Raw genomic sequence first — 25,155 nt, 5'->3', positions numbered from 1 at the left:
GGGCAGATATGCGCGTTGCAATCGGGGTTATGGCACTTGTTCTTGTGGCCGATCAGGCCAGCAAATGGGCCGTTGTGGAGGGGATGGGCCTGAAGCAGCGCCTGTTCATCCCGGTTTTCGACCCCTATCTGAATTTCGCAATGGCATGGAACACCGGCATCAATTTCGGCTTGCTGAGTTCCGGAAGCTGGGCGGCGCGCGCTGTGCTGATAGCGGTTGCGCTGGCCATTTGTGGCTGGGTCTGGATATGGGTGCGCCGCGATGGGGCGCGCAAATGGATGCAGCTGTCCGCCGGTTTGCTGATCGGGGGCGCGCTGGGCAATGTGATTGACCGGCTGCGTTGGGGGGCAGTTGCGGATTTTATCAACATGTCTTGTTGTGGCGTGCAAAATCCGTATGCTTTCAACATTGCCGATATTGCGGTTTTCGCCGGTGCCTTCGGGCTGATCCTGTTCTCGGGCCGCACTGACACAGGCAGCGGCACAGGCAAGGATGCGCCCTGAGGCTTGAATTTCAGCCCTGCCTTGTGACAGGGCGTGACGTTATGATTGGAATGCGCTAAGACCATGCGCAACGTAGTGGAATGAAGGGGGTAGGGCGATGGCAGTCAGGCAAGTGATATTCGCAGCCCTTGGCGTGTCGATGCTGGCACTGGGCGCATGTTCGGATGCGGGCGATCCCATCTTGATGCATGCGGGCGCGCAGAATCGCGGCCCTGATGAATTTGCCATCCTTCCGACCCGACCGCTGGAAATGCCCGACGATCTGGCCGCGTTGCCTGCGCCCAACCCCGGTGGCGGCAACCGTGTTGACCCCCAGCCGCGCGCAGATGTCGCGCGCGCCCTTGGTGGCAATCCCGCCGCCGCGCTTGCGGGCGGCGGCATGGATGGCGGTATTGTGAACTACGCCAGCCGGTTCGGGCGCAGCGGCGATATCCGCGCCCAGCTTGCCGCCGAGGATCTGGAACACCGGCAGCGCAATCGCGGGCGGTTGCTGGAACGTGCGTTCGGTGTGAATGTCTATCACAATGCCTATCAAACCATGTGGCTGGACAAATACAGCGAACTTGGCCGGTGGCGGCGTGCCGGTGTGCGCACCCCCACAGCCCCCCCCCAGGAACTGCTGGACAACTGACACTGCACATCGGGTCGCGGGGAACATCGGGTCTCGGGGCATCGTCGTGTCGGGGCGCGCAGGATACGCCGCAGGGCAATAGCGGTCACAAGCGCGTTTGCCCCCTTGAACCCGCGCCTGCTGGCAGTAACTGTCCATGACAGTTTGATATGTCTGACCAAAGGTATGCGCCCCTCATGTTTTCCCGTCTGACCGTGCTTGTCGTGATAGGCTTGCTGGCGCTGCGCGCCGCGCAGGCCGACCCCGTAACCCATACCAGCCTTGACAACGGGCTGGAGGTTGTCGTCATCGAAGACCGCCGCGCGCCGGTTGTCGTGCATATGGTGTGGTATCGGGTGGGCGCGGCGGATGAACCCCCGCTGCAATCGGGCATCGCGCATTTTCTGGAACACCTGATGTTCAAGGGCACCGACACCATGGACGCGGGCGAATTTTCCAGCGTGGTCGAAGCCAATGGCGGGCGCGACAATGCCTTCACCAGTTGGGATTATACGGGTTATTTCCAGCGCGTCGCATCTGACCGGCTGGACCTGATGATGCAGATGGAAGCCGACCGCATGGCCAACCTGTCCTTCACTGAAGATGACTGGTTGCCCGAACGCGCCGTCATTCTGGAAGAACGCGGGCAGGTGCTGGAAAGTCGCGTGGGCGGGCAGTTCAACGAAAGCATGATGGCCGCGCTGTATAAATCGCACCCTTACGGCATTCCCATCATTGGCTGGCGCCATGAAATGGAAACCCTGACCGGCCAGAATGCGATGGATTTTTATGCGCAGCATTACGGGCCAAATAACGCGGTTCTGGTCATCGCGGGGGATGTGGACACGGCGCAGGCGCTGGAATTGGCGCGCCAGATTTACGGCCCCGTGCCGCCCAACCCTGCCATTGCGCCCGTGTCGCGCGCCAGCGAACCCCCGCATCTGGCTGAACGCCGCCTGCGGTTTGAAGATGCGCGCGTGGGCACACCCTATGTCAGTCGCATGTATCTGGCCCCTGTGCGCCGCGCGGGCGAGCAGTCACAGGCGGCCGCGCTGCAAATGCTGGCGGCATTGCTGGGCGGCAGTTCCACGACATCGGTTCTGGAACGGGCGCTGAACTTTGAGCAGGGCGTGGCGCTGTCGGCATGGGCGGGGTATAATGGCATGGCGCGCGATTACGGCACCTTCACCCTTGGGATTGCGCCAGTTGACGGGGTGTCGCTGGAAGACGCCGAAGCGGCCCTTGACGCGGTGGTGGCGCAGTTTCTGGAAGATGGCGTTGATCAGGCGCAGTTTGACCGCGTGCGCCGCCAGATCCGCGCCTCGGAAATTTACGCGCTCGATGATGTTCAGGGCCGCGCGCGCCAATATGGGGTCGGGCTGTCCATCGGGCTGGGCGTGGATGACATTGACGGCTGGGTGGACGCGCTGGATGCCGTGACCCCCGACGATGTGATTGCCGCAGGCCAGTTCCTGCTGGACCGGCGCAATGCGGTCACCGGCTATCTGACCCAACCCACCACCGCGACTGCATCGGAGGGCGCACAATGACCCGTTTTCTGGCCCTTGCTGCTGGCCTGTTCATCACCCTTGTCGCCCCCCTGCGCGCCGAGGTATCGATAACCCCTGTCACATCAGCGTCCGGCCTGCAGGCATGGCTGGTCGAGGAACGCTCCATCCCTATTGTGGCGCTGGACCTGATTTTTGCGGGCGGGGCCAATCTGGACAGTGACGCCACCGCAGGCGCAACCAGTCTGATGACCGCACTTTTGTCCGAAGGGGCGGGGGACATGGACGCGCAGGCCTTTGCGGCGCGCACCGAAGACCTGGCCGCGCGTATCAGTTTCGATGCGGGGCGCGACACTGTGTCGGTCTCCGTGCGGTTTTTGACCGAAGATGCGGACGAGGTGATTGACCATGTGCGCGCGGCGCTGACCGATCCGCGCTTTGATGACGATGCCATTGCGCGGGTGCGGGGGCAAATGCTGTCAAAGCTGCGCCGCGATGCGCTGGACCCCAACACATTGGCCAGCCGCGCATTTGCGCAGGCGGCCTATGGGGACCACCCTTATGGGCGTGTCAGTGATGGCAGTGTGGAAACTGTGACCGCGCTGGACCGCGCAGCGCTGGTTGCCGCCCATCAGGGTGCGATTGCACGCGACCGTGTGTTCATTGGCGCGGCGGGCGATATTGATGCGCCCGAACTTGCGCGCCTGATCGACCGTTTGTTTGACGGAATACCCCAGCAAGGTGCGCCCATCCCTGACCGCGCCACCTTCGCCGCCACACCGGGCGTGGAGGTGATTGCCTTTGACGGGCCGCAATCGGTGATCGCCTTTGGCCATGACGGCATTGCCCGCGATGATCCTGATTTCCTGACCGCCTTTGTTGTGAACGAAGTGTTTGGCGGCGGACGGTTTGGCACAAGGCTGATGGAAAGCCTGCGCGTGCAGCGGGGCCTGACCTATGGGGTGGGCAGTTTTCTGGCCTCTGGCCTGTTGGGCGAAAGCTATCAGGGGCGCATGTCCACCGACAACGCCAATGCGGCGGCTGCGATTGAGCTTTTGCGCGAAGAATGGGCACGCATTGCACAGGACGGCATTTCCGCCGATGACCTGTCGCGCATTCAAACCTATCTGACAGGGGCCTATCCGCTGCGTTTTGACGGGAATGGCGCGATTGCGTCCAGCATGGCGTCGATGCAGTATCAGGGTTTTGACATTGATTATGTCAATATCCGCAATGACCTGATTGAGGCCCTGACGCTGGATCAGGTCAATGCCATGGCCGCGCGCCTGTTTGATGCGGATGCGCTGCATTTCGTGGTGGTGGGCCAACCCGAAGGGCTGGAATAGCCGCTTGGCAGTGGCGCGGGTGGCATGCTATATTCTGTGGTATGAACACCGCGCACCGCAATATCCGCCCCGAAATTCGCCAGCTTGACGAAGCCTGCGCCAACCGCATTGCGGCGGGCGAAGTGGTGGAACGCCCGGCCTCTGCTGTCAAGGAACTGGTGGAAAACGCCCTTGATGCGGGCGCCACCCGTATTGATGTGGCGTATGCCGATGGTGGCAAAACCCTGATCCGGGTGCGCGATGACGGGCATGGCATGGCCCCTGAGGACCTGCCGCTGGCGCTGTCGCGCCATGCCACATCCAAGATTGACGGGACAGATTTGCTCAATATCCGGTCCTTCGGGTTTCGCGGTGAAGCGCTGCCCAGCCTTGGGGCGGTGGGGCGGCTGTACATCACCTCGCGCACGCAAGGCGGCGATGGCGCTAGCATTACCGTGAATGGGGGCCGTATGGGGCAGGTCAGGCCAGATGCCGCGCAACAGGGCACGCTGGTGGAATTGCGCGACCTGTTCCATGCCACACCGGCGCGGCTGAAATTCATGCGCTCTGACCGCGCCGAGGCGCAGGCGATTGCAGATGTCCTCAAACGGTTGGCCATGGCCGAACCCTATGTCAGTTTTACCCTGTCGGATGTGTCCAATGACGCCCCGCGCCAGATTTTCCGCGCCGATGCCGCCCAAGGCGCGCTGTTTGACGCGCTGGAAGACCGCATGGCCAGCATTCTGGGGCGCGAGTTTACCGATAACGCCATCCGCATTGATGCCGAACGCGACGGGCTGCACCTGACGGGGCTGGCGGGCCTGCCCACCTATTCGCGCGGGGCGGCGGTGGCGCAATATCTGTTCGTCAATGGTCGCCCTGTGCGCGACAAACTGCTGATCGGGGCGTTGCGCGCGGCCTATATGGATTTTCTGTCGCGTGACCGTCACCCTGTTGCGGCGCTGTTTATCACTTGCGCGCCTGATCTGGTGGATGTGAATGTCCACCCTGCAAAATCCGAGGTGCGCTTCCGCGATCCGGGGCTGGCGCGCGGGCTGGTGGTCAGCGGGTTGCGCCATGCGCTGGCAAATGCGGGGCACCGCGCGTCCAGCACAGTTGCGGGCGCAATGCTGGGGGCCATGCGCCCGCAGGCCCCCCCCCCTTATGCGGGCTATCAGATGGACCGCCCGTCACCGCAGGCGCGCGCGGCCAATTACCAGTTACAGGCCCCCGCCCAGATGCAGGACGCGCCTGCCTTCTGGACGGGTGCGCAAGCCATTTCTGCGCGCCATGACAGCCCCGATGCCGCCCCAAGCGTGCCCGATGATGCCCCCCTTGGGGCTGCGCGCGCGCAATTGCACCAAAACTACATCGTGGCCCAGACCGCGCGCGGCATGGTTATTGTGGACCAGCACGCGGCGCATGAACGGCTGGTCTATGAACGCCTGAAACGCCAGCGCGCCGAAAACACCGTGGCAGGGCAGGCGCTGCTGATCCCCGAAATCGTGGAACTGCCCGAAGCGGATGCCGCGCAACTGCTGGCCCTGTCGGGGGACCTGGCCGCGCTTGGGCTGGTGATCGAAGCTTTTGGCGGCGGGGCGATCATGGTGCGCGAAACCCCCGCGCTTCTGGGGGTGGTGGATGCGCGCGCGCTGATCCGCGACATTCTGGATGACCTGGCCGATCTGGGCCAAAGCCAGAACCTGCAGGCGCGCATTGATGCCGTGTTGTCGCGCATGGCCTGTCATGGGTCCGTGCGGTCGGGGCGCGCCATGCGGGTGGAAGAAATGAACGCCCTGCTGCGCGAGATGGAGGCAACGCCCCATTCCGGCCAGTGCAACCATGGGCGGCCCACCTATGTGGAACTTGGCCTTGATGAGATCGAAAAGCTGTTTGGCCGCAAATGAACCTTGATAGCGTTGATCCGCTGCTTGTTGCGCTGGCGCTTGGCGTGGTGGCGTTATTGGTTTTGTGGCGTGTGCTGCGGGCCGTGTCTGGCCTGTCGGGGCTGCATGACCGGCTGTCGGGCCTGTCGGACCATCAAAACCAGCTTGCAGGTGGGCTGGCGCATGTGGCCCAAAGCCAGACGCAGGTCATCAGTCTGGTTGAAGCGCGGCTGGCAGATATGGGGCGCTATATGGGCGATACGCTGGCAGGCAATGCCCAGACCACAGCGGCCAGCATGGGGGCCTTGCGCGAACGGCTGCAGGTGATTGACGCAGCACAGGCCAAGATCGAAGCGCTGTCAGGCAATGTGTTGTCCTTGCAGGATATTTTGTCCAACAAACAGGCGCGCGGTGCCTTTGGCGAAGTGCAGCTTGAAGCGCTGTTGTCGGACGCGCTGCCGCCTGATGCGTTCAGCCTTCAGTCCAGCTTGTCGAACGGGCGGCGGGTGGACGCACTGATCCATATGTCACAGCCACTGGCGGTGGATGCAAAATTCCCGCTGGAAGCGTATCAGGCCCTGATGCGCGCCCCCGATGACGCGGCGCGCATGGCCGCACGCCGCGCGCTGGCGCAGGCGTTGCGCGCGCATATCAAGGCAATTTCCGAACGCTATATCCTGCCCGGTGAAACCGCCGATGGCGCGCTGATGTTCCTGCCATCAGAGGCGATTTACGCCGAACTGCACGCCAACCTGTCCGATGTGGTGCGCGAAGGGTTCGTGGCCAAAGTCTGGATTGTGTCGCCCACCACCATGATGGCCACACTCAATACCTTGCGCGCGGTGATGAAGGACACGCGCCTGCGCGCCGAAGCGCGCGCCGTGCGCCGCGAAGTGCAATTGCTTGTTGAGGATGCCGAACGCCTTGGGGTGCGTGTGGCCAAGCTGGAAAGCCATTTTGCGCAGGTCCAAAATGACCTGTCGGGAATTCGCATTTCCGCCGACAAGATCATCCGGCGTGGCGCGCGGCTGGATGAGTTTGATTTCACCAAATCCCCGGAATGAAAGCGCCCGGCCGCGATTGATCCGGGCGCGCGTCACGCTAGCTTCGCCCCGAATGCAATAAGGTCAGGGCGCAGGGCAGATGCACTATCAGGACGCGACACGCGCCGCAGGCGAGGCACGCATGGCGGCTTTCATCCCGCGCATGGGGCGCCACTACGCAGCGCGGCGAAATTTTGACCACGGGCCGGACCAGCACCGCGATGTATCGGGCCTGTCGCCCTATCTGCGCCGCAGGCTGGTGCTGGAAGAAGACGTGGTTGCGGCTGCGCTGGCCGCGCATGGGCCGGAACAAGCGGAAAAATTCATTCAGGAAGTGGTCTGGCGGGGCTATTTCAAGGGCTGGCTGGAACGCCGCCCCGGTATATGGGCCAGTTACCGCGACGGGGTGGCGCATGACATGGCCGCGCTGGAGCGTGACCGCGCATTGCGCGCATCAGTGGCGCAGGCCGAAGCAGGCACCACGGGGCTGGCCTGTTTCGACGCATGGGCGCGGGAACTGACGCAAACGGGGTATCTGCACAATCACGCGCGCATGTGGTTTGCATCCATCTGGATATTCACGTTGCAGTTGCCGTGGCGGTTGGGGGCGGATTTCTTTTTGCGCCATTTGCTGGACGGGGACCCTGCGTCAAACACGCTGGGCTGGCGTTGGGTGGCCGGGTTACATACGCGGGGCAAGCCCTATGTCGCGCAGGGCTGGAATATCGCACAATTCACCAGTGGGCGTTTCACCCCGCTGCAGGGGGAACTCTGCGCCAGCGTGCAGGGGCTGGAGGCGACAGAACCTGACGGCTTGCCCCCTGTCACGCCGTTGCGCCAGCCCCTTGCCCCCGATCCCGCCCGCCCTGCGGCACTGTTGATCACCGAAGACGATTGCCGCCCGGAGGATTTTGACATGGCCGCGCTGGACATTCGCGCAGCCGCGACATTGGGCGCGTCGCACTTACGCTCGCGCAGGCCCGTTGCGCCGCATGTGGTGGCGTTTGACGATGGCGCCTTGCAAGATGCCGCGCGCCGCGCAGGTTGGCAGGCACTGGCCTTGCGCGCCCATGCCCCAAGCGATCTGGCACAATGGGCCGCCAAGGCCGGCGCGCGCCAGATCATCACGCCCTATGTGCCACAAGGCCCGCTGCGCGACTGGCTGCAACAGGCCGCCCCCGCGCTGGACGCGGCGGGCATTGCGCTTTGCGAATGGCAGCGCCCTTGGGACAGCGCGATCTGGCCGCATGCGACAGCGGGGTTTTTCAAGGTGAAGAAGAAAATTCCCCAGATCATCCACCAGCGGAACCTGTTGTAGCAGGGGCAAGGAAGGGGGGCAGGGTGCACGCGATATCTATTGCAAGCCTTCGCCCTTTGCGCGACACTTGATCCCGACCAAAAGGAGGACGCTATGCTTGCAATCAGCCCGCGCAAGATTGTTCACATCATTTATCTGGCCCGCGAAGGGACCACGGGCGCGGCACAGGTTCATGCCTTCATTGACGGGTTGAATGAAGATGAGCAAGCCAGCCTGACCGCCGTTGCATGGGTGGGGCGCGGTGCCTTCGAACCTGAAGATTATGACGAAGCTGTGGCCACCGCCATGGCCGAAGCCACCACGCCCACGGCAGATTACCTGCTGGGCATGCCGCATGTGGCAGAACACCTTGAAAACGGGCTGGAAGCGCTGGGCATTGATGTGACGGGCGAGGAAGAGGATTTCCTGAAACAAGGGTCCTGAGGCGCGTCACGCGCTGCCCTGTTTCCATTCGGCCAAGGCGGGATTGTCGGTTTGCGCTGGCTGTTGTGTTGGCACAGCCGGGGCGGGGGGGGGTGTTTTGGTGCATCTGATGTGATGGGCTTCGCGCGCGCCGAAATAGAATGCCACAACCGCGCCCAGCAACCACCACAAGGGTTCGGGAACGCCTGACAGGGCCTGCATGCGCCGCGCAAACCCGTCCGGGTCGGTCATGGCATAGACAAACAGCGCCAATGTGCCCAAGGCCAGCAGCGGGCGGGGCAGGCGGTTCAGCCCGTTGACCGCCGAATCAAACCAGCCCCCGCGCCCGAACTGGAATTCCGCACTGTGGCTGGCATGGGCGGCCTTATAGGCATCATGGCCCAGCTCCATGGCGCGGGTGGCATTGGGGCGGAACACTTCGGCCACGGATGTGACGGTCTGCCCCAGCGCGCGGGCTTCGCGGGCCCCGCCAAACAGCAGGCCGAACAGGGAACGTATCATGGGATTGGTCCTTCTGGTGGGTGTGGGGTTCAAGAAATGGTGTGGTGGGAAAGTGGCCTTTTGCGGCCATTCGCGCTTGGACAAAGCCCGCGCTATCGGTGGGCCGGGGTCTGCCGATCCGGCGTTTTAGGAATGCACTTTATCCAAGCGGAATATTCCTGACTTCAAAGGCTTGAGGTAACCTTGGGTCATCGGCAGGCCGCGGGACGGCCCGCCGATGGCGCGGCGGCCTGCGGCCTTTGCTCCGCGCCTTGGGGTATTCCCAATGTCTGCTTAAGGCCAATACCCGCCGCTACCCCCAGCCGCGCACACGGTCACGGTGCTGCGCATCTGTCAGGTGAAACCTTGCGCTGATGAATTCTTCCGCGCGGGTGATCCAGCCGCCCTTGCCGCCATCGCGCCTGCGGGCGAATTTGCGGCTGGCGGGGCGCTGGTCTGCGATCCGGTAGTAATAATCGCGCCGCGCAATGCCGTAGGCATCGACCAGATGCGACGGGGCCATGTCATAGGCACGATGCGCCGCAGCAATGGTTTGCGGACCGATCACGCCGTCGCTGACCACATCCAGCCCCATTTGAACCAGCAGGCGTTGCAAAAGCCGCACAGCATTGGCGCCCGCATTCACATACATGTCAAACACCGTGGGCCACAGCGGTTCGGGCAATTCGGAAATGCGCGGGCGGGTGAAATAATGCTCCACATAAATCTCGATCGCCTGATCGCGCGTCAGGGCGCGCACATCGTCCACTGTGACGCGCGCCCCCGGACGCAGGCGGCGCAATGTGTGGATGGTCACCCCGAAATTCGTGGCCCCGCCCGGATCATCGGGGTCATTGACGAAGCCGCCTTCGCGCGCGACAATTTCCGCAGCAAGTTGGGATACAGTTTTCATGGGCGCACCTGTTGCAAGTCCTGTGAAGGGACAATTTGCCAGCAGGGCGCAAATATCTTGCTAGCACAGCGTGCGTTGCGTGGCGTTCGCGTGACCCTTTGCCCCTTTTCCCGCCGCCATCTTTGGGCTATCTGGCCCAATACCGAAGCGAAGGATAGCCCGCCATGACCTATGACACCCCCGGCGAGGTTGAGCAGAACTGGCGCGACGCCATCTCGACCATCGAAGAGATCATTGATGAGGCTCGCAATGGCCGCATGTTCATCCTTGTGGACCACGAAGACCGCGAAAATGAAGGGGATCTGGTGATCCCCGCGCAGATGGCCACGCCCGAGGTGATCAATTTCATGGCGACCCATGGCAAGGGCCTGATCTGCCTGACGCTGCCGGGTGAACGGATTGACCAGTTGGGCCTGCCGCTGATGGCGTCCAGCAATTCATCGCGTCATGAAACGGCCTTCACTGTGTCGATTGAAGCGCGCGAAGGGGTGTCCACGGGCATTTCCGCCTATGACCGCGCGCGCACGGTCGCAGTGGCGATTGACCCTGCCAAGGGCGCGGCCGATATTGCCACCCCCGGCCATGTATTCCCGCTGCGCGCGCGCGATGGCGGCGTGTTGGTGCGCGCGGGCCATACCGAAGCGGCGGTGGATATTTCGCGTCTTGCGGGGTTGAACCCGTCAGGCGTGATTTGCGAAGTGATGAAAGAAGATGGCGACATGGCCCGCCTGCCGGACCTTGTGGGGTTTGCGCAAAAACACGGCCTGAAAATCGGCACAATTTCGGACCTGATTGCCTATCGCAGGCGGCATGACAACCTTGTGCGTGTCATGCAGGAAGAAACCATCGTATCGGAATTTGGCGGCGACTGGGTGATGCGGGTGTATTCCGACACCACCCAAGGGGCCGAACATGTCGTGCTGATCAAGGGCGACATCACAACACCAGACCCGGTTCTGGTGCGCATGCATGCGTTTGATCCGCTGCTGGATATGGTGGGCACGGGCGGCACGGGGCGGGCGGGCGAATTTTCCGATGCCATGCGCCTGATTGCCGCTGAAGGGCGCGGGGTGGTGGTGTTGCTGCGCGACACGCATATGAAAATGTCCAGTTCCGACAGTTCACCGCAAACCTTGCGCCAATACGGGCTGGGCGCGCAGATTCTGTCATCGCTGGGGTTGCAGGACCTGATCTTGCTGACCAATTCGGCAACGCCGCGGGTGGTGGGGCTGGATGGCTACGGCCTGTCCATCACGGGCACGCGCAAAATTCCGCCTGCGAAAGGGGCCTGATATGGCTGGACATGAAACACATTATACCCTGCCGCGCCCCGAATTTGACCGCGCGCCCAAATTGCTGATTGTCGTGTCCCCCTATTACAAGGACATCACCGACCAGCTTCTGGCCGGTGCCCGCACCGAGATTGAGGCCGCAGGCGGCACCCATGACACTGTGGAAGTGCCCGGCGCGCTGGAAGTGCCCACTGCCATAGGGCAGGCGTTGCGCATGTCCAATTTCGACGGGTTCGTGGCGCTGGGCTGTGTCATACGCGGGGAAACCACGCATTATGACACGGTGTGCAATGACAGTTCGCGCGCAATCGCGCTGCTGGGGTTGCAAGGGGCCTGCATTGGCAATGGTATCCTGACAGTGGAAAACCGCGCGCAAGCGCTGGTGCGCGCCGATGCGGGCGGCCAGAACAAAGGCGGCGGTGCGGCGGCGGCTGCGCTGCACCTGATCGCGCTGGCGCGGCGCTGGGGCGGGGCAAAACGGTCCGTGGGGTTCCTGCCCGAACGCACGGAATTTGACATTGCGGGCGGTAACGGAAACCCTGTGGCGTGATGATGACAATGAACAAGAAATCCCCGACAGTCGAAGAAAAGCGCGCCCTGCGGGGTGCGGCGCGGTTTTATGCCGTGCAGGCCCTGTTTCAGATGGAAGCGTCTGATCGCGGGGTTGAAGAAACCCTGCGCGAATTCGAGGCGCACCGCATCGGGGCGGAAACCGAAGACGAAACCTGGGCCGAGGCCGACATCAATTTCTTTCGTCGTCTTGTCGATGGGGCGGTGGACCGGCAGGGCGCGATTGACCAGATGACCGACCGCGCCCTTGTTGCGAAATGGCCCATCGCGCGCATTGATCCCACCTTGCGCGCGCTGTTTCGTGCGGCAGGGGCGGAATTGCTGACGGCGCAAACGCCGGCGCGGGTGGTGATCAGCGAATTCGTGGCCCTTGCGGGCGCGTTCTTTCCCGAAAGCCGCGAACAGAAATTCGTGAATGCGGTTCTGGATCATATGGCCCACGAGGCCCGCGCCGCAGAATTCTGACGCGGCCATGCAGCCGCGACTGAGTGCAGACATATTGCTTCAGGCGTATCGGCAGGGCGTGTTTCCCATGGCCGAAAGCCGCGATGATGACCGGCTGTATTGGTTTGACCCCGTTTTGCGCGGCATCTTGCCGCTGGACGGGTTTAACATGTCACGCTCGCTGGCGCGGCGCATTCGCACAACCCCGTTTCAGGTGACACTGAACCACGATTTTTCGGGTGTCATGAGCGGGTGCGCGGCGCGTGAAACGACATGGATCAACGCCGAAATAACGCGCCTGTTCCATGACTTGCACCGCAAGGGCCACGCCCATTCACTGGAAGTCTGGGACGGGGCGGACCTTGTGGGCGGGGTGTATGGTGTGGCGCTTGGCGGGGCGTTTTGCGGCGAAAGCATGTTTTCGCGCCGCAAGGATGCGTCAAAAATTGCGCTGGCCTATCTGGTCACGCATTTGCGCGCCTGCGGGTTCACGCTGTTTGACACGCAATATCTGACAGACCATCTGGCCAGCCTTGGGGGGCAGGAAATTTCGCGCAACCAGTATCGGCGCAAGCTGGCGCGGGCCTTGATGGAAGACGCCAATATTGGGCGCCATCTGCTGCCATCCGCTCAGGATGTCTTGCAGTTGAGAACCCAAAGATCGTAGCGCGCGTGATCCAGTGCGTTCAGCGCAGGGCTGGACGCAATCATCCAGCCTGCAAACAGCGTTTCTTCGGCGCGGGTGTCATACACTTCGATCCAGGCATAGGCTTCGGCGGCGGGGTTGTCCGCCGGGTAGCGGCATTCCTTCAGCATGGCGACAAGGTGGCCGATACGCGCATCGCGCCCTTGGCCGACCTCGAAATCGACACTGGTTCCCGCCACGCGGTCCAGTCCCCGAATCACAGCGCTGTCAGATTGTAAAATATGTTCACTTGCGCCGGGAACGGAAATGCCCTGCGCGCCTGCGCCTTGCACGGCCAGCGCTGCACTGAAGAAAACTGTCACTGTAAAACTGGCGATTGCGCAACGCATCCTGACCCGCCCTGTCCAAAACGACCTGTTGGCCGCAGCTTATGCACGACCCGGCCCCCAATGACCAGCGCGGCGCGGTCATCTTTGCTTGATCGGGGGCGCGGGCTGGTCGGCGGCGTGGCCCCTATTCGGGGGTCCATGCCTCGTAATCAGTGCGGGTTTTGGGCAATTGCCGCCGGATGGACCCTTTGGGCGCATAGGCCAGCATTGTGCCGGTCAGGTTTTCCTGATGCGGGATTTCCCAGTCCTTATGCGCCAAGGGCCGTTCGCTGGGCAATTCGTCCCATGTGTGATGCAGCCATCCATGCCAGTCAGGGGAAATGCGGCTGGCTTCGGATTCGCCATTATAGATCACCCAACGTTTCTTGCCGTCATGGGACCTGTAAAAAATATTGCCCTGAACATCCTCGCCGACCTTCACGCCCTGGCGCCAGGTGAAAAAGGCTGTGTTCAGCGTTGAATAGTTCCACCAGGTCACGAAGCGAAGCAGGAATTTCATTGGACACCCTAATCTGTTGCCGCATGGCGTTGCGCCCTTATGCACCAGTGATACGGGGAAATCCAGTGCCAAGCGTCCGCTTGCAGGCGCGCGGTTGCGCATGCTGCCACCCTTTGACATGGAAACTGCGCCGCGCGCGCCTATATGCTGCGCAGACCCTTAACAGGAGGTGCCGATGCCCCGCTATGAACGCCGCCCCGAAATCATCGCGGCGCTGTCGCCCGAACAATACCATGTAACGCAGCAAAACGGCACGGAACGCCCGTGGTCCGGTGTCTATAACGACAACAAGCGCGCGGGTATTTATGTGGACATAGTGTCGGGAGAGCCGCTTTTCGCGTCTGCCGACAAATACGAGTCCGGCTGCGGATGGCCCAGTTTCACCAAGCCCCTTGTCCCGGCCCATGTTACGGAATTGCGCGACACCAGCCACGGGATGATGCGCATCGAAGTGCGCTCGCGCCATGGTGACAGCCATCTGGGCCATGTCTTCCCTGACGGCCCCCCCGATCGCGGCGGCTTGCGCTATTGCATCAATTCCGCATCGCTGCGCTTCATCCCCAAAGACGAAATGGAGGGCGAAGGCTATGGTGAGTTTCTGGATCAGGTTGACGGCTGATCGGGCTGGATTGCGTCGGCGATGACGCGCGTGCTTGCAGGTGGTTCTGGGCCTGAAGGGGACGCTCGCCCTTGGACAAAGCCCGCGCTATCGGCGGGCCGGGGTCTGCCGATCCGACGTTTTAGGAATGCAGTTTATGCAGGCGGCATACTCCTGAGTTCAAAGGCTTGGCGTGGAACTGGCGAAATCGGCAGGCCGCGGGACGGCCCGCCGATGGCGCGGCGGCCTGCGGCCTTTGCTCCGCGCCTTGGGGCATTCCCAGTGTCCGCAAAAGGCCAAAAACCGCCAACGCCCCCTCGCGCGGACACACGCCATCCGAAGGGGGGGCTGGATCGCCCGCGCCGAAGGGCTTAGATCATAGCCCGACGCGCCAAAAAACACGGATACCACCATGCCCCTGACCCTTGATCACAGCTATGCCCGCGACTTGCAGGGCCTTTATGTCCCGTGGCAGGGGCAGGACTGGCCAGACCCGCAGATCGTGCTGCGCAATGACGCTTTGGCGCACCGTCTGGGGCTGGACGTGGCCGCGCTGGATGCAGGGCTGCTGACCGGCCATGCGCTGCCCGCCACTGCGCGCCCGCTGGCCATGGCCTATGCGGGCCACCAGTTCGGCGGGTTTTCCCCGCAACTGGGCGACGGGCGCGCGATCCTGCTGGGCGAGGTGGTGGACAATGACGGCGCGCGCTGGGACATCCACCTGAAAGGGTCGGGGCGCACCCCCTTTGCGCGGGGTGGGGACGGGCGCGCAGTGCTGGGTCCGGTGCTGCGCGAATACCTGATATCGGAAGCGATGGCCGCGCTGGGCGTGCCCACCACCCGCGCCCTGGCCGCCTGCACCACAGGCGACCGCGTGCTGCGCCAGAACGGGCTGGAACCGGGCGCTGTGCTCGCGCGCATCGGCGCAAGCCATCTGCGCGTGGGAACGTTCCAGTTTTTCGCCGCCCGTGGCGAAGCGGATAAATTGCGCCAGCTGGCAGATTACGCCATCGCCCGCCATGACCCCGACCTGACCGGCACGCCGGATTGCTACGTCCGGTTCCTGCAGCGCGTGGCCGCGCGTCAGGCGCAGACTGTGGCGCACTGGATGGGGCTGGGGTTTGTGCATGGGGTGATGAATACCGACAACACCACCATTTCCGGCGAAACCATCGACTACGGCCCCTGTGCGTTCATGGACCGCTATGACCCCGCCACAGTCTTCAGTTCCATCGACCATCAGGGGCGCTACGCCTATGGCAACCAGCCCGCAATCATCTTCTGGAACCTTGCGCGGCTGGCCGAAGCGCTTTTGCCCCTGATCGACACGACGCAAGACCGCGCCATCGCGCGCGCCTCCGATGTGATCGCGCAGGCCCAGGACCACTACCGCGCCGCATGGCTGGACGTGTTCGCGCGCAAACTGGGGCTGGCCGCCCCTGACGCCGCGCTGATCGAGGATATGCATCAGCTCTGGTCCGGGCAGGGGGTGGATTTCACCAGCTTCTTCCGCGCCCTGCCGGACGCGCTGCGCGGTGATCTCACGCGCTTGCGCGCCCTGTTTGACGATGCAGCCGCGCTCGACCCGTGGCTTGCCACCTACCGGACGCTGGCTGATGCCGACACCCCCGCCCGCGTGACAGCCACCAACCCAATCTATATCCCGCGCAACCATCTGGTGGATGCGGCGCTGAACGCGGCCAATGGGGGTGACATGGCCCCGTTTATGGCGCTTCTGGCGCGGGTTCAGGCCCCCTTCACACCCATTGACGGGGCAGAGGACTACGCGCAACCCGCCCCGCGCGACACCCCCGAACTGGTCACATATTGCGGCACATAGAGGGTTTCATCTTGCCAAAAATACTCAATCCTGCGCTTCGGTCCCGCCCAACGCACAGATGATTTCCCATTCCTGCGCGGTCACCGGCTGGACCGACAGGCGCGATGATTTCACCAGCGCCATGTCTTGCAGGCGGGCGTCTTGTTTGACCATGGCCAGCGTGACAGGGCGCTTGAAGGGCTTGACTGCGCGCACATCCACGCAGTCCCAGCGGGGGTCGTCGGTGGTGCTGTCGGGGTGGGCGGTGGCAATCACCTCGCATATTCCCACCACCGCCTTGTCAGATTGCGAGTGATAGAAAAACGCCAGATCGCCCTTTTCCATCGCGCGCATAGTGTTGCGCGCCTGATAGTTGCGCACGCCGTCCCATTCCTCGCCCGCTGCCCCTTTGGCCACCAGATCGTCCCAGCCAAAGGCGTCGGGTTCCGATTTCATCAACCAGTAGCGCATCAGCCGATGACCTTTTTCCATTCCTGCACGCGCACGTTGTCAAACAGCCCGGCTTGCGCATAAGGGTCTTGCGCGCCCCATGCGGTGGCGGCGGCCATGTCGGGCAGGTCCAGCACAATCAGCGACCCTGCCATCTCGCCCGCATCATCCAGCAGCGGGCCGGCCATCTGCACGCAGCCGGTTTGTGCGATATACTCCAGATGCGCCTGCCGGTTGGCCTTGCGAATATCCAGTGCACCTGCCTTGTCGGTGCAGACCATCATGTATAGCGGCATATTTCCCTCCTCCTTCGGTTAGGGGTTATTCTTCAATCAGGGGGCGGGCCAGCAGCGCATCGCGGGCCTCGGTCACGGTTAGATAGCCCTCAATCATGGCGGCCACCATGTGGGTGATGGGCATGTCCAGCCCGCGCGATTGCGCCAGCCGTGCGACCGCGCGCGCGGTCGCGGCCCCTTCCACTGTGGTTGTGGTGTCGAATTCCACGCCGGACCCCAGCGCAAACCCGTAGCGGAAATTGCGCGATTTGTCCGATCCGCAGGTCAGGATCAGGTCGCCCAGCCCCGACAGCCCGGCCAATGTGTCGGGCTGCGCGCCCAGTGACAGCGCCAGCCGCTGCATTTCCGCATAGCCCCGCGCCATCAGGGCCGCGCGCGCGGATTCGCCCATTTCCGCCCCGATCACCATGCCTGCGGCAATGGCGATCACGTTTTTCAGCGCCCCGCCCAGTTCCGCGCCCGTCACATCGGTATTGCGGTACAGCCGCAAGGCGTTTGTGGACAAGTCTTGTTGTAATGCCTTGCCCAATCCCGCATCCGCGCAGGCCAGCGTCAGGGCCGTGGGCAGGCCGCGCGCAATGTCATGGGCAAAACTCGGGCCTGTCAGCAGGGCCGCGCGCGCATGGGGCAGGGTTTGGGTAATCACCCCCACAGGGCCAAGCAGCAGGTCCAGATCCACCCCTTTGGAACAGGCGACCAGAATGCGGTCGGTCACAAAGGCCGTGTTTTCGTGCAAAAACCCGCGCAGGGCCTGCATGGGCATGGCCAGCAACAGGGTTTGTGCGTCGATACTGGCCAGATCATGGGTGACATGCACGCCATCCGTCAAGGGGATGCCGGGCAGGCGGCGGGTGTTTTCGCGCGCGCGTGCCATCTCGCGCGCGTGGTCTGCGTCGCGGGTCCAGAGCGTGGCCTGACCGCCATTGTTCTGGCCCAGTGCACAGGCAAGTGCTGTGCCGAATGCGCCTGCGCCCAGAATTGCAACGCTCATGCCTTTGCCCCTTTCTTGCCTGATCCCAGCATGGGGGCGGCGCTTTCATCCAGTGGCCAGCGTGGCCGCGCGGCCAGCGTCATGTCGTCGCGTGCGCCCATGCGCAGCCGCTCCAGCCCGGCCCAGGCGATCATGGCCGCGTTATCGGTGCACAGCGCCAATGGCGGCGCGATGAACTGCACGCCCATATCCTGCGCCAGCCCTTCCAGCCCTGCGCGCAGCACAGTATTGGCCGCAACCCCGCCTGCCACGGCGAAAACCGGCATTTCCGGCCCAAGCGCCAGATAGTGCGCCAAGGCGCGGCGGGATTTGACGACCAGCACATCGGCCACGGCCTGTTGAAACCCTGCGCACAGGTCGGCGCGGTCGCGCGCGCGCAAGCCGCCATGTTCGGCAATCAGGCTGTCACGGGTGCGCAGCACAGCGGTTTTCAGGCCCGAAAATGACATGTTGCAATCGTCGCGGTCCAGCAGCGGGCGGGGCAGGGCGAATCGCGTGGGGGTGCCCGTGGCGGCCTGTGCCTGCACGGACGGCCCGCCCGGTTGGGGCAGCGCCAGCAGTTTGGCGGTTTTGTCGAATGCCTCGCCCGGCGCATCATCAATGGTGCCGCCAAGACGGGTGAAGCGGTCAGGGCCATGTGCGATCAGGAACTGGCAATGTCCGCCCGACACCAGCAGCATAAGATAGGGAAAACCCACCCCGTCGGTCAGGCGCGGGGTCAGCGCGTGGCCTGCAAGGTGGTTCACGCCAATCAAGGGCAGGCCCGTTGCCGCCGCCAGCCCCTTGGCCAGCATGACGCCCGACAGAACCCCGCCAATCAGCCCCGGCCCGGCGGTGACGGCAATGGCATCCACGCCCCCCAATGTCAGCCCCGCCTGTTCAAGGGCCGCTTCCACGGCCAGATCCAGCTTTTCGGCATGCGCGCGCGCGGCCAGTTCGGGCACCACCCCGCCAAAGGCCGCGTGCAATTCGGTCTGGCCCATCACGACATTGGACAGAATTTCCGCGCGTGCAGGTGGCGCATGGCGGATGATGGCTGCGGCGGTGTCGTCGCAACTGCTTTCAAGTCCCAGAACCGTCAGGGGCATGTCAGGGGTCATTGTCGCTCCGGTTGCCATGGGGCATGGTTTCCCGCTACCACTTGGGGCGGGTGCGCACAATCCCGCAGCCGGTATCAAGGACATATGGCCCGATGACTGCCACGCTTTTACTCACCCGGCCGCAGCAGGCCGCGCAGGATTTCGCGCAGGCGGTCACTGTTGCGGGCTGGACAGGGGCGGTCATGGTGGCCCCGCTGATGCGGATTGTCCTGCGCCCGCCTGACCCTGCGGCGCTGGCGGGGGCGGGGGCGGGAACGCTGGTGTTCACGTCCCATCATGGGGTCGGCGCATGGGTGGCCGCGGGCGGGGATGTCACTTTGCCGGTGTGGTGCGTTGGGCCGCGCACCGCGCAGGCCGCGCGCGACGCGGGGTTTCGCGCCATTGTGCAGCCCCCCGGCGGTGATGCGGTGTCGCTGCGCGCAGCCTTGCTGGCCGCGCGCCCGGTGCCGCCGGTTGTGCATTTGCGCGGGGAACACGCGGCCATGGCGCTGGCGCAGGAACTGACGGGCGCGGGCCTGCCCGCCCGCGAGGTGGTCGTATATGACCAGCGCAACTGCGCCTTGCCCGATGTTGCGCGCGACCTGTTGTCGCGCCCCGGCCCTGTGGTGGTGCCGCTGTTTTCGCCCCGCTCGGCGCGGTTGTTTGCCGCCGAACTGGGGAAACTGCGCAATCCGGGGGCGCAATTGCATGTCATCGCCATTTCATCCGCCTGTGCCGGCGCGCTGGATGGCGGGAAATGCAGCACATTGCGAATAGTTGACCACCCCGATGGTGGCGCAATGCGCAATGCCGTGCTGCAGGTGCAAGCCGAACTTGAGGATCATGAAAAGCCGCGATAAGGTGGCAGGTGTAAATGCAGTGGCAGCGTAAGCTGCGTGAAAGGTGGGGGTTGGATTTTGGCGCGTAACACGACCAGCAAGGGGACGTCTTCCCGCACACGGAAACCCAAATCCGCCAGTGATGACACCGCACCCCAAGCCACCGAAGCCACCCCTGACAAGATCACGCCCACCCCGACCACTGCGCCCGATGCGGCCCCGGATGCAGGCGTGACCACAGCCGCTGAAATGCCTGCGCCTGACGCGCCTGTGCCCGCAACGCCTGCGCCTGACACCCAAAGTGCGGACGCAACGCCCGCTGAACGTGCTGCACCCGCCCAACCCGACCCCGCCCAACACGACTCCGCGCAGTCTGAACCTGCCCACCCCGAGAGTGACCAGACCCAGACAGCGCAAGGCCCCGCAGACGCGCCTGTATCAGGCGCCGATCCGGCGGCAGAAGGTGACGCCGCGCCCGCTGATACAGGCACTGGCGCAGCGCCAGCACCCGATGCCCCCGCCGCAGGGCCTGTGGCGGGCAATACACAACATGCACAAGCCGCAGCGTCAAAACCCGCGTTCCTGCCCTTGCTGCTGGGCGGGGTGCTGGCCGGTGGCATAGGGTATGGCGCGCATTTCCTGACCAATGACAGCGCGTCGGTTCAGGCGGAACTGGCGGTGCTGCAATCTGAAATGGCGCAATTGCGCAGTTCCGTGGGGGCAGCGCCCGATCTTGCACCGCTGGAAGGGCAGGTGGAGCAATTGCGCGCCGCGCTGGAACAGATGACCGGCACCGCCCCCGAGACGGGGGATCTGGACGCCTTGCGCGCGCAGCTTGACAGCCTGACCACCCAGACCCAGACGCAGGCGGAAGCATTGCAACAGGCGCAGGACCAGATTGCCGCTGATCTGGCGCAGGTGCGCGAGCTTGCCGAAAACCGCATTGCCAGCGCCGAAGCCGCGATTGACGCAGCGCTGGCGCAATCGGGGCTGGATTCGATTCGCGCCGCGCTGGAAACCGGCCAACCCTTCAGCGATGCGACAGACCGGATTGCGCAGGGTGGGTTTGCCGTGCCCGATATGCTGGCTGCGAACGCGGCCACGGGCATTCCCACACTTGAACAGCTGCAACAGCGCTTCCCGGATGCGGCGCGCGCGGCAATCCGCGCCAGCCTTGGTGCCGCGCCTGCCGAAACCGCTGGCGAACGGGTCGTCAATTTCTTGCGTGCGCAAACCGGCGCGCGCTCTACAGTGCCCCGGCAGGGTGATGACCCCGACGCCATCATGTCGCGCGCCAGCGCTGCAGTGGAAGCCGGTGATCTGGACCTTGCGCTGACGTTGCTTGATGATTTGCCAGATGCCGGGCGCGCAGCCTTGTCCGACTGGCACAGCGCCGCCACCGCACGGCAGGCCGCTATTGGACAAACTGATGCATTGGCCCAGATGATTACGAAGGAATAAGGACGCAAAGATGTTTTGGACGCTTTTTAAGATCCTTGCCTTCGTGGCCGTGGTCATCGGCCTTGCTTTCGGGGCAGGGCAGTTGATGGATAGCGGGCAGACTGTTGGCCTGCGCATTGTCGACATGGAATTCGAACTTGGCCCGGTGCAGGCGGTTATAGCGCTTGTGCTGTTGGTGCTGGCCGTGTGGCTGGGGCTGAAGCTGGTGGGCCTGTTGGTGGCGGTGCTGCATTTTCTGAATGGCGATGAAACTGCCGTGCGCCGCTATTTCGCCCATAACCGCGAAAAACGTGGGCTGGATGCGCTGCTGGGCGCATTGCTGGCGCAGGCTTCAGGGGATGGGAAAACCGCCGTCGCCAAGGCAGAAAAAGCGCATAGCCTGCTGAACCGGCCCGTCATTACCAGCCTGCTGATTGCCCAGGCCGCCGAACTGAAGGGCAACCGCCCCCTGGCCGAGGAGCATTACAAACGCCTGCTGGAAGATACCCGCAGTCGCTTTGTCGGGGTGCAGGGCTTGATTCGGGCCAAGCTGGAAGATGGGGACACCGAAAAGGCCCGCAAACTGGCCCAAAAGGCGCTGGACATGCAGCCCGCCCATGAAGCCACGCAAAACACGCTGCTCAAACTCCAGACCGAGGCCGAGGATTGGCAGGGTGCGCGCAAAACACTGCAGATCAAGAAATCCAGTGGCCACCTGCCGCGCGATGTCTATCGCCGCAGGGATGCGCTGCTGGCACTGCAAGATGCCGATGCGCTGGCGGCAGCCGATAACATGGCGCGCGCGCGCGATGCTGCGATCGAGGCAAACCGCCTGTCGCCGGATTTGTTGCCCGCCGCCGTTGCCGCCGCCCGCGCATTGGTCGCGCAGGGCAAGGGCAGCTACGCCGCCAAGGTCATCAAGAAAGCGTGGAAAGTGCAGCCGCACCCCGAACTTGCCGCTGCCTTCGCGGCCATCGAACCCGATGAAACGCCGTTGCAGCGCGTGCAGCGCTTTCGCAAATTGCTGGCCATGCACCCTGATCATGCCGAAACCCGTATGCTGAAGGCAGAATTGCTGATTGCCGCCGAAGATTTCCCCGCCGCGCGCCGCGCGCTGGGCGATCTGGTGACAACCGCGCCGACATTGCGTGCCCTGACGATCATGGCCGCAGTGGAACGCGGCGAAGGGGCAGATGACGCGGTGGTGCGCGGCTGGCTGGCGCGCGCATTGACCGCCAGTCGCGGGCCGCAATGGGTGTGCACCAAATGCCAGCATGTGCACGCAAGCTGGCAGGCCATCTGCGACAATTGCGGTGCATTTGATACGTTGGAATGGCGCGATGCGCCCGACAGCGCCGGCCCGTCGGCCACGCAAACCGAATTGCTGCCGTTGATTGTCGGCCAGCTTCCCACCGGTCGCACCCAAGCCCATGACGCCGATGTGGTGACGGGCGAAGTGGTCGATGCAGACAACGCAACCGCGCCATCCCCCGCCGACCCCAAACCCGCCTGACATGGCAAAAGCGCCAGATGCGGCAGGGCCCACCCTTTGGAATGCCCCGCCGCACTGATTTTTTGGCCCGGCGCAGTGAAATTGGGTCTGGTCTGTCCTTGGAACGGGTGCTAAAGACGGCGCCACGGTGCCGCTGTAGCTCAGCTGGTAGAGCACGTCATTCGTAATGATGGGGTCGGGGGTTCGAGTCCCTTCAGCGGCACCACTTTGATGTCCAAAATGATACGGTGACATCCAAAATCCCTTGTTTTATAATGGTTTTGCGATGTCTTTTGTCCGATGATGTTCGGCACGGTCCGATAGGATGCCCCCGGTTTGGGGGCATCTGCGGGGGCTTCGCGAGTGATGCAGCAAAGCGATGCCCCCAAATGCCATTGACCGATACTCAGATTCGAAGCCTGAAATCCAAAGACAAACCCTACAAGGTCTCTGACTTCCAAGGGCTCTATGTGACGGTTGCTCCGTCTGGCTCGCGCCTGTGGCATATGAAGTACCGGATCGATGGCCGCGAGAAGCGGTTGTCCTTTGGCGCCTACCCGGCGGTCTCTCTCGCACAGGCAAGAAAACTGCGCGACGATGCCAGAGCACGTCTTGCCGCCGGTGAAGATCCCGCTGAGGTCAAGAAAGAAGACAAGCGTCAGAAACTGCTTTTGCAGGAGACGACCTTCGAGAAGCTTGCGGATGCCTACAAGGCCAAAGCCGAAAAGGAAGGGCGCGCGGATGCCACCAAGACCAAGACCGAATGGCTGTTGGGAATGGCAATTGATGCTTTTGGCCACAAGCCTATCGCAGAAGTGACATCGCCCATGGTTCTCGCCTGCCTCAGGAAGGTCGAGGCCAAGGGTAACCACGAAACCGCCAAGCGACTGCGTGCCAAGATCGGCGCGGTCTTCCGCTATGCTATCGCTTCAGGTGTCGTTGAAAACGATCCCACCTTTGCGCTGCGGGATGCTCTCATTCGCCCCAAGGTTAAATCCCGTTCTGCCATAACCGACCCCAACAAACTGGGAGGGTTGCTCCGCGCGATCGACGGTTTTCAAGGGCAGGTGACGACACGGATCGCATTGCGGTTACTTGCTATTCTCGCCCAGCGACCGGGTGAGTTACGACAGGCGACCTGGGCAGAGTTTGATCTTGAAAAGGCGATATGGTTGATCCCTGCTGACAGGATGAAGATGCGAGTGCCGCATTCAGTCCCACTGTCCGCGCAGGCTGTGGCTTTGCTGAAGGATCTGAAGCGTATCACCGGCAATGGCGTCTTCCTGTTCCCCTCGTTGAGGTCGGTGTTTCGTCCGATGAGTGAGAACACTCTGAACGGCGCACTCCGGCGTTTGGGCTATGATGGCGAGGAGATGACAGCGCATGGTTTCCGCGCAACATTCTCAACCTTGGCCAATGAAAGCGGCCCGTGGAACCCTGATGCTATTGAACGGGCCTTGGCCCATGTTGATGGAAACAAGATCCGCAGGATCTATGCCCGTGGCGAGTTCTGGGAAGAACGTGTTAGAATCGCCGACTGGTGGGCTGGATATTTGGATGAGTTGGAGGCAGGATCGCCCATCTAAGGTTAGAAGGGTGGTCATGTGTCAAACGAACCGTCGCGGGCTTACATTACGAATAAGGTCTTGCAACGTCGCTATGGTAAACTCCTAAAATGGAGAAAACCTGTGATCCACAACATCAGGGGTCCGTACCATCCGGACGTCTTTGGTGGCTTCGCTTTTGATTTGGCCCTTTCAATCCAAGTCTGTAAGGAAACCTTGCAGGACATGACGGACGAAGAGTTTTTCGAGCGCTTCGACCTAAGGGGAGAGGTCAGCAACGAAGAACATACTGTGTCAGAACGCCTCACGCTCGCTGAGCTGAGAGCGGTGTTCAGACAGGCCCCGGTCTGGTTTGCGGGCGGTTTCGGTGTGGAAGGCCGCGAAGCAGATGTGCAGCACTCGGCAAGAATGCAAAAATGGTCCCTGGACGAAGCAGTCGCTCTTTCCATTGGATTTGAACCCTGTGGCGACTTGCTGGAGGGGACCGACGGGATGCCGGTTCAGAGTGACGTTCTCGCTTACTACCTTAAAAGAAAAGCTCTGATCGAAGACAACTTTGATTGGGGCAGTGTCGCCGCGCCAATCAGAAAAAGTGTCCCGGACGTGGTACGTTGGTTCGATCAGGTTGAGCTTGACGTGCCGGAACAACTTTTGGCGGCGGCTGACAAATACCATGCTCTTGACATTGGGAAGAAATCAAAGCTGGGTCGATCAAATGCCGCAGACCACAAACCTTT

The 25,155-nt window shown here is 62.9% G+C and carries 28 protein-coding genes and 1 tRNA gene; 21 read left to right on the top strand and 8 right to left on the bottom strand.

What is annotated here, in order from left to right; genetic code table 11:
* Positions 1–8: 8 nt before the first annotated feature.
* The 8 genes from lspA to ACTZWY_RS07865 all read left to right on the top strand — a co-directional run bounded on the left by lspA (position 9) and on the right by ACTZWY_RS07865 (position 8,616).
* Entirely contained in the window at positions 9–503 is a 495-nt protein-coding gene (lspA, locus tag ACTZWY_RS07900; protein WP_444790148.1) for a signal peptidase II, read from the top strand.
* Positions 504–600: 97 nt separating this feature from the next.
* Positions 601–1,134, top strand: a complete 534-nt coding sequence (locus ACTZWY_RS07895; protein ID WP_444790147.1) for a DUF3035 domain-containing protein — start codon at positions 601–603, stop codon at positions 1,132–1,134.
* A gap of 149 nt (positions 1,135–1,283) precedes the next feature.
* Positions 1,284–2,663 (top strand): M16 family metallopeptidase, encoded by a 1,380-nt coding sequence (locus ACTZWY_RS07890; RefSeq protein ID WP_444790146.1) that lies wholly within the window; start codon positions 1,284–1,286, stop codon positions 2,661–2,663.
* Positions 2,660–3,967 carry a M16 family metallopeptidase gene (locus tag ACTZWY_RS07885; RefSeq protein ID WP_444790145.1) on the top strand — a complete coding sequence of 436 codons (1,308 nt, stop codon included), beginning with the start codon at positions 2,660–2,662 and terminating at the stop codon, positions 3,965–3,967. Before ACTZWY_RS07890 ends, ACTZWY_RS07885 begins: the two co-directional genes overlap by 4 nt.
* Before the next feature lie 41 nt (positions 3,968–4,008).
* The gene (gene mutL, locus ACTZWY_RS07880; protein ID WP_444790144.1) at positions 4,009–5,853 is read left to right on the top strand and encodes a DNA mismatch repair endonuclease MutL; all 1,845 of its coding nucleotides are present in this window, start codon (positions 4,009–4,011) and stop codon (positions 5,851–5,853) included.
* Positions 5,850–6,896 (top strand): DNA recombination protein RmuC, encoded by a 1,047-nt coding sequence (locus ACTZWY_RS07875; protein ID WP_444790143.1) that lies wholly within the window; start codon positions 5,850–5,852, stop codon positions 6,894–6,896. The genes mutL and ACTZWY_RS07875 overlap by 4 nt, the downstream gene beginning before the upstream one ends.
* Before the next feature lie 79 nt (positions 6,897–6,975).
* Positions 6,976–8,193 carry an FAD-binding domain-containing protein gene (locus ACTZWY_RS07870; RefSeq protein WP_444790142.1) on the top strand — a complete coding sequence of 406 codons (1,218 nt, stop codon included), beginning with the start codon at positions 6,976–6,978 and terminating at the stop codon, positions 8,191–8,193.
* A 93-nt stretch (positions 8,194–8,286) separates the two neighbouring features.
* The gene (locus ACTZWY_RS07865) at positions 8,287–8,616 is read left to right on the top strand and encodes a DUF3775 domain-containing protein (RefSeq protein WP_444790141.1); all 330 of its coding nucleotides are present in this window, start codon (positions 8,287–8,289) and stop codon (positions 8,614–8,616) included.
* A gap of 6 nt (positions 8,617–8,622) precedes the next feature.
* On the opposite strand, the gene ACTZWY_RS07860 is transcribed toward ACTZWY_RS07865, so the two are convergent.
* Positions 8,623–9,117: a holin family protein gene (locus tag ACTZWY_RS07860; protein WP_444790140.1), complete on the bottom strand. Its 495-nt coding sequence runs from the start codon at positions 9,115–9,117 to the stop codon at positions 8,623–8,625.
* Here ACTZWY_RS07860 and ACTZWY_RS07855 point away from each other — a divergent pair.
* On the top strand, positions 9,116–9,247 hold the full coding sequence (locus ACTZWY_RS07855; protein ID WP_444790139.1) for a hypothetical protein: 132 nt from the start codon (positions 9,116–9,118) through the stop codon (positions 9,245–9,247). The genes ACTZWY_RS07860 and ACTZWY_RS07855 overlap by 2 nt on opposite strands.
* A gap of 162 nt (positions 9,248–9,409) precedes the next feature.
* Here the strand turns inward: ACTZWY_RS07855 and ACTZWY_RS07850 are convergent, their stop codons facing one another.
* The gene (locus ACTZWY_RS07850) at positions 9,410–10,009 is read right to left on the bottom strand and encodes a holin-associated N-acetylmuramidase (RefSeq protein ID WP_444790138.1); all 600 of its coding nucleotides are present in this window, start codon (positions 10,007–10,009) and stop codon (positions 9,410–9,412) included.
* Positions 10,010–10,173: 164 nt separating this feature from the next.
* On the opposite strand from ACTZWY_RS07850, the gene ribB reads away from it, so the two are divergent.
* Genes ribB through aat form a run of 4 tightly spaced genes read left to right on the top strand, consistent with a single transcriptional unit; the run spans position 10,174 to position 12,982 of the window.
* On the top strand, positions 10,174–11,301 hold the full coding sequence (gene ribB / locus ACTZWY_RS07845) for a 3,4-dihydroxy-2-butanone-4-phosphate synthase (RefSeq protein WP_444790137.1): 1,128 nt from the start codon (positions 10,174–10,176) through the stop codon (positions 11,299–11,301).
* Position 11,302: 1 nt separating this feature from the next.
* On the top strand, positions 11,303–11,851 hold the full coding sequence (locus tag ACTZWY_RS07840) for a 6,7-dimethyl-8-ribityllumazine synthase (protein WP_444790136.1): 549 nt from the start codon (positions 11,303–11,305) through the stop codon (positions 11,849–11,851).
* A gap of 2 nt (positions 11,852–11,853) precedes the next feature.
* Positions 11,854–12,336: a transcription antitermination factor NusB gene (gene nusB / locus ACTZWY_RS07835; RefSeq protein ID WP_444790222.1), complete on the top strand. Its 483-nt coding sequence runs from the start codon at positions 11,854–11,856 to the stop codon at positions 12,334–12,336.
* 7 nt (positions 12,337–12,343) lie between these two features.
* Entirely contained in the window at positions 12,344–12,982 is a 639-nt protein-coding gene (aat, locus tag ACTZWY_RS07830; protein ID WP_444790135.1) for a leucyl/phenylalanyl-tRNA--protein transferase, read from the top strand.
* Here aat and ACTZWY_RS07825 read toward each other — a convergent pair.
* Together ACTZWY_RS07825 and ACTZWY_RS07820 are read right to left on the bottom strand one after the other, a co-directional pair.
* Entirely contained in the window at positions 12,946–13,350 is a 405-nt protein-coding gene (locus tag ACTZWY_RS07825) for a DUF2155 domain-containing protein (RefSeq protein WP_444790134.1), read from the bottom strand. The two genes, aat and ACTZWY_RS07825, sit on opposite strands and share 37 nt — an antisense overlap.
* 124 nt (positions 13,351–13,474) lie before the next feature.
* Complete coding sequence (locus tag ACTZWY_RS07820) at positions 13,475–13,849, bottom strand: NADH:ubiquinone oxidoreductase subunit NDUFA12 (protein ID WP_444790133.1); 375 nt, start codon at positions 13,847–13,849, stop codon at positions 13,475–13,477.
* 175 nt (positions 13,850–14,024) lie between these two features.
* Here ACTZWY_RS07820 and msrB point away from each other — a divergent pair, with 175 nt between their 5' ends.
* Entirely contained in the window at positions 14,025–14,468 is a 444-nt protein-coding gene (gene msrB, locus ACTZWY_RS07815; protein ID WP_444790132.1) for a peptide-methionine (R)-S-oxide reductase MsrB, read from the top strand.
* Between the two features lie 391 nt (positions 14,469–14,859).
* On the top strand, positions 14,860–16,287 hold the full coding sequence (locus tag ACTZWY_RS07810; protein ID WP_444790131.1) for a protein adenylyltransferase SelO: 1,428 nt from the start codon (positions 14,860–14,862) through the stop codon (positions 16,285–16,287).
* 24 nt (positions 16,288–16,311) lie between these two features.
* Here ACTZWY_RS07810 and ACTZWY_RS07805 read toward each other — a convergent pair whose 3' ends face one another.
* Genes ACTZWY_RS07805 through tsaD form a run of 4 tightly spaced genes read right to left on the bottom strand, consistent with a single transcriptional unit; the run spans position 16,312 to position 19,103 of the window.
* A complete protein-coding gene (locus tag ACTZWY_RS07805) occupies positions 16,312–16,737 on the bottom strand; it encodes an EVE domain-containing protein (RefSeq protein ID WP_444790130.1) in 426 nt (141 codons plus the stop codon).
* Positions 16,737–17,012: a YciI family protein gene (locus ACTZWY_RS07800; protein ID WP_444790129.1), complete on the bottom strand. Its 276-nt coding sequence runs from the start codon at positions 17,010–17,012 to the stop codon at positions 16,737–16,739. The genes ACTZWY_RS07805 and ACTZWY_RS07800 overlap by 1 nt, the downstream gene beginning before the upstream one ends.
* A gap of 25 nt (positions 17,013–17,037) precedes the next feature.
* Positions 17,038–18,003, bottom strand: a complete 966-nt coding sequence (locus tag ACTZWY_RS07795; RefSeq protein ID WP_444790128.1) for an NAD(P)H-dependent glycerol-3-phosphate dehydrogenase — start codon at positions 18,001–18,003, stop codon at positions 17,038–17,040.
* A complete protein-coding gene (gene tsaD, locus ACTZWY_RS07790) occupies positions 18,000–19,103 on the bottom strand; it encodes a tRNA (adenosine(37)-N6)-threonylcarbamoyltransferase complex transferase subunit TsaD (protein WP_444790127.1) in 1,104 nt (367 codons plus the stop codon). Before tsaD ends, ACTZWY_RS07795 begins: the two co-directional genes overlap by 4 nt.
* 92 nt (positions 19,104–19,195) lie before the next feature.
* Here tsaD and ACTZWY_RS07785 point away from each other — a divergent pair, with 92 nt between their 5' ends.
* From ACTZWY_RS07785 to ACTZWY_RS07760, 6 genes are all read left to right on the top strand, one after another.
* Entirely contained in the window at positions 19,196–19,942 is a 747-nt protein-coding gene (locus tag ACTZWY_RS07785; protein ID WP_444790126.1) for a uroporphyrinogen-III synthase, read from the top strand.
* Positions 19,943–19,999: 57 nt separating this feature from the next.
* Positions 20,000–21,382: a hypothetical protein gene (locus ACTZWY_RS07780; protein ID WP_444790125.1), complete on the top strand. Its 1,383-nt coding sequence runs from the start codon at positions 20,000–20,002 to the stop codon at positions 21,380–21,382.
* Positions 21,383–21,392: 10 nt separating this feature from the next.
* Positions 21,393–22,874, top strand: a complete 1,482-nt coding sequence (locus ACTZWY_RS07775) for a heme biosynthesis protein HemY (protein ID WP_444790124.1) — start codon at positions 21,393–21,395, stop codon at positions 22,872–22,874.
* Between the two features lie 129 nt (positions 22,875–23,003).
* Positions 23,004–23,079 (top strand) — tRNA-Thr (locus ACTZWY_RS07770).
* Between the two features lie 163 nt (positions 23,080–23,242).
* The gene (locus ACTZWY_RS07765) at positions 23,243–24,439 is read left to right on the top strand and encodes a tyrosine-type recombinase/integrase (RefSeq protein WP_444790123.1); all 1,197 of its coding nucleotides are present in this window, start codon (positions 23,243–23,245) and stop codon (positions 24,437–24,439) included.
* 102 nt (positions 24,440–24,541) lie between these two features.
* Positions 24,542–25,155, top strand: a 614-nt coding sequence (locus ACTZWY_RS07760) for a hypothetical protein (RefSeq protein ID WP_444790122.1), incomplete at its 3' end; no start/stop codon positions are given.

This window comes from Roseinatronobacter sp. NSM (assembly GCF_052379845.1).
Classification (GTDB): Bacteria; Pseudomonadota; Alphaproteobacteria; order Rhodobacterales; family Rhodobacteraceae; genus Roseinatronobacter.
The sequence above is the reverse complement of the archived record's forward strand: the minus strand, read 5'-3'. Positions and strand labels throughout refer to the sequence as shown.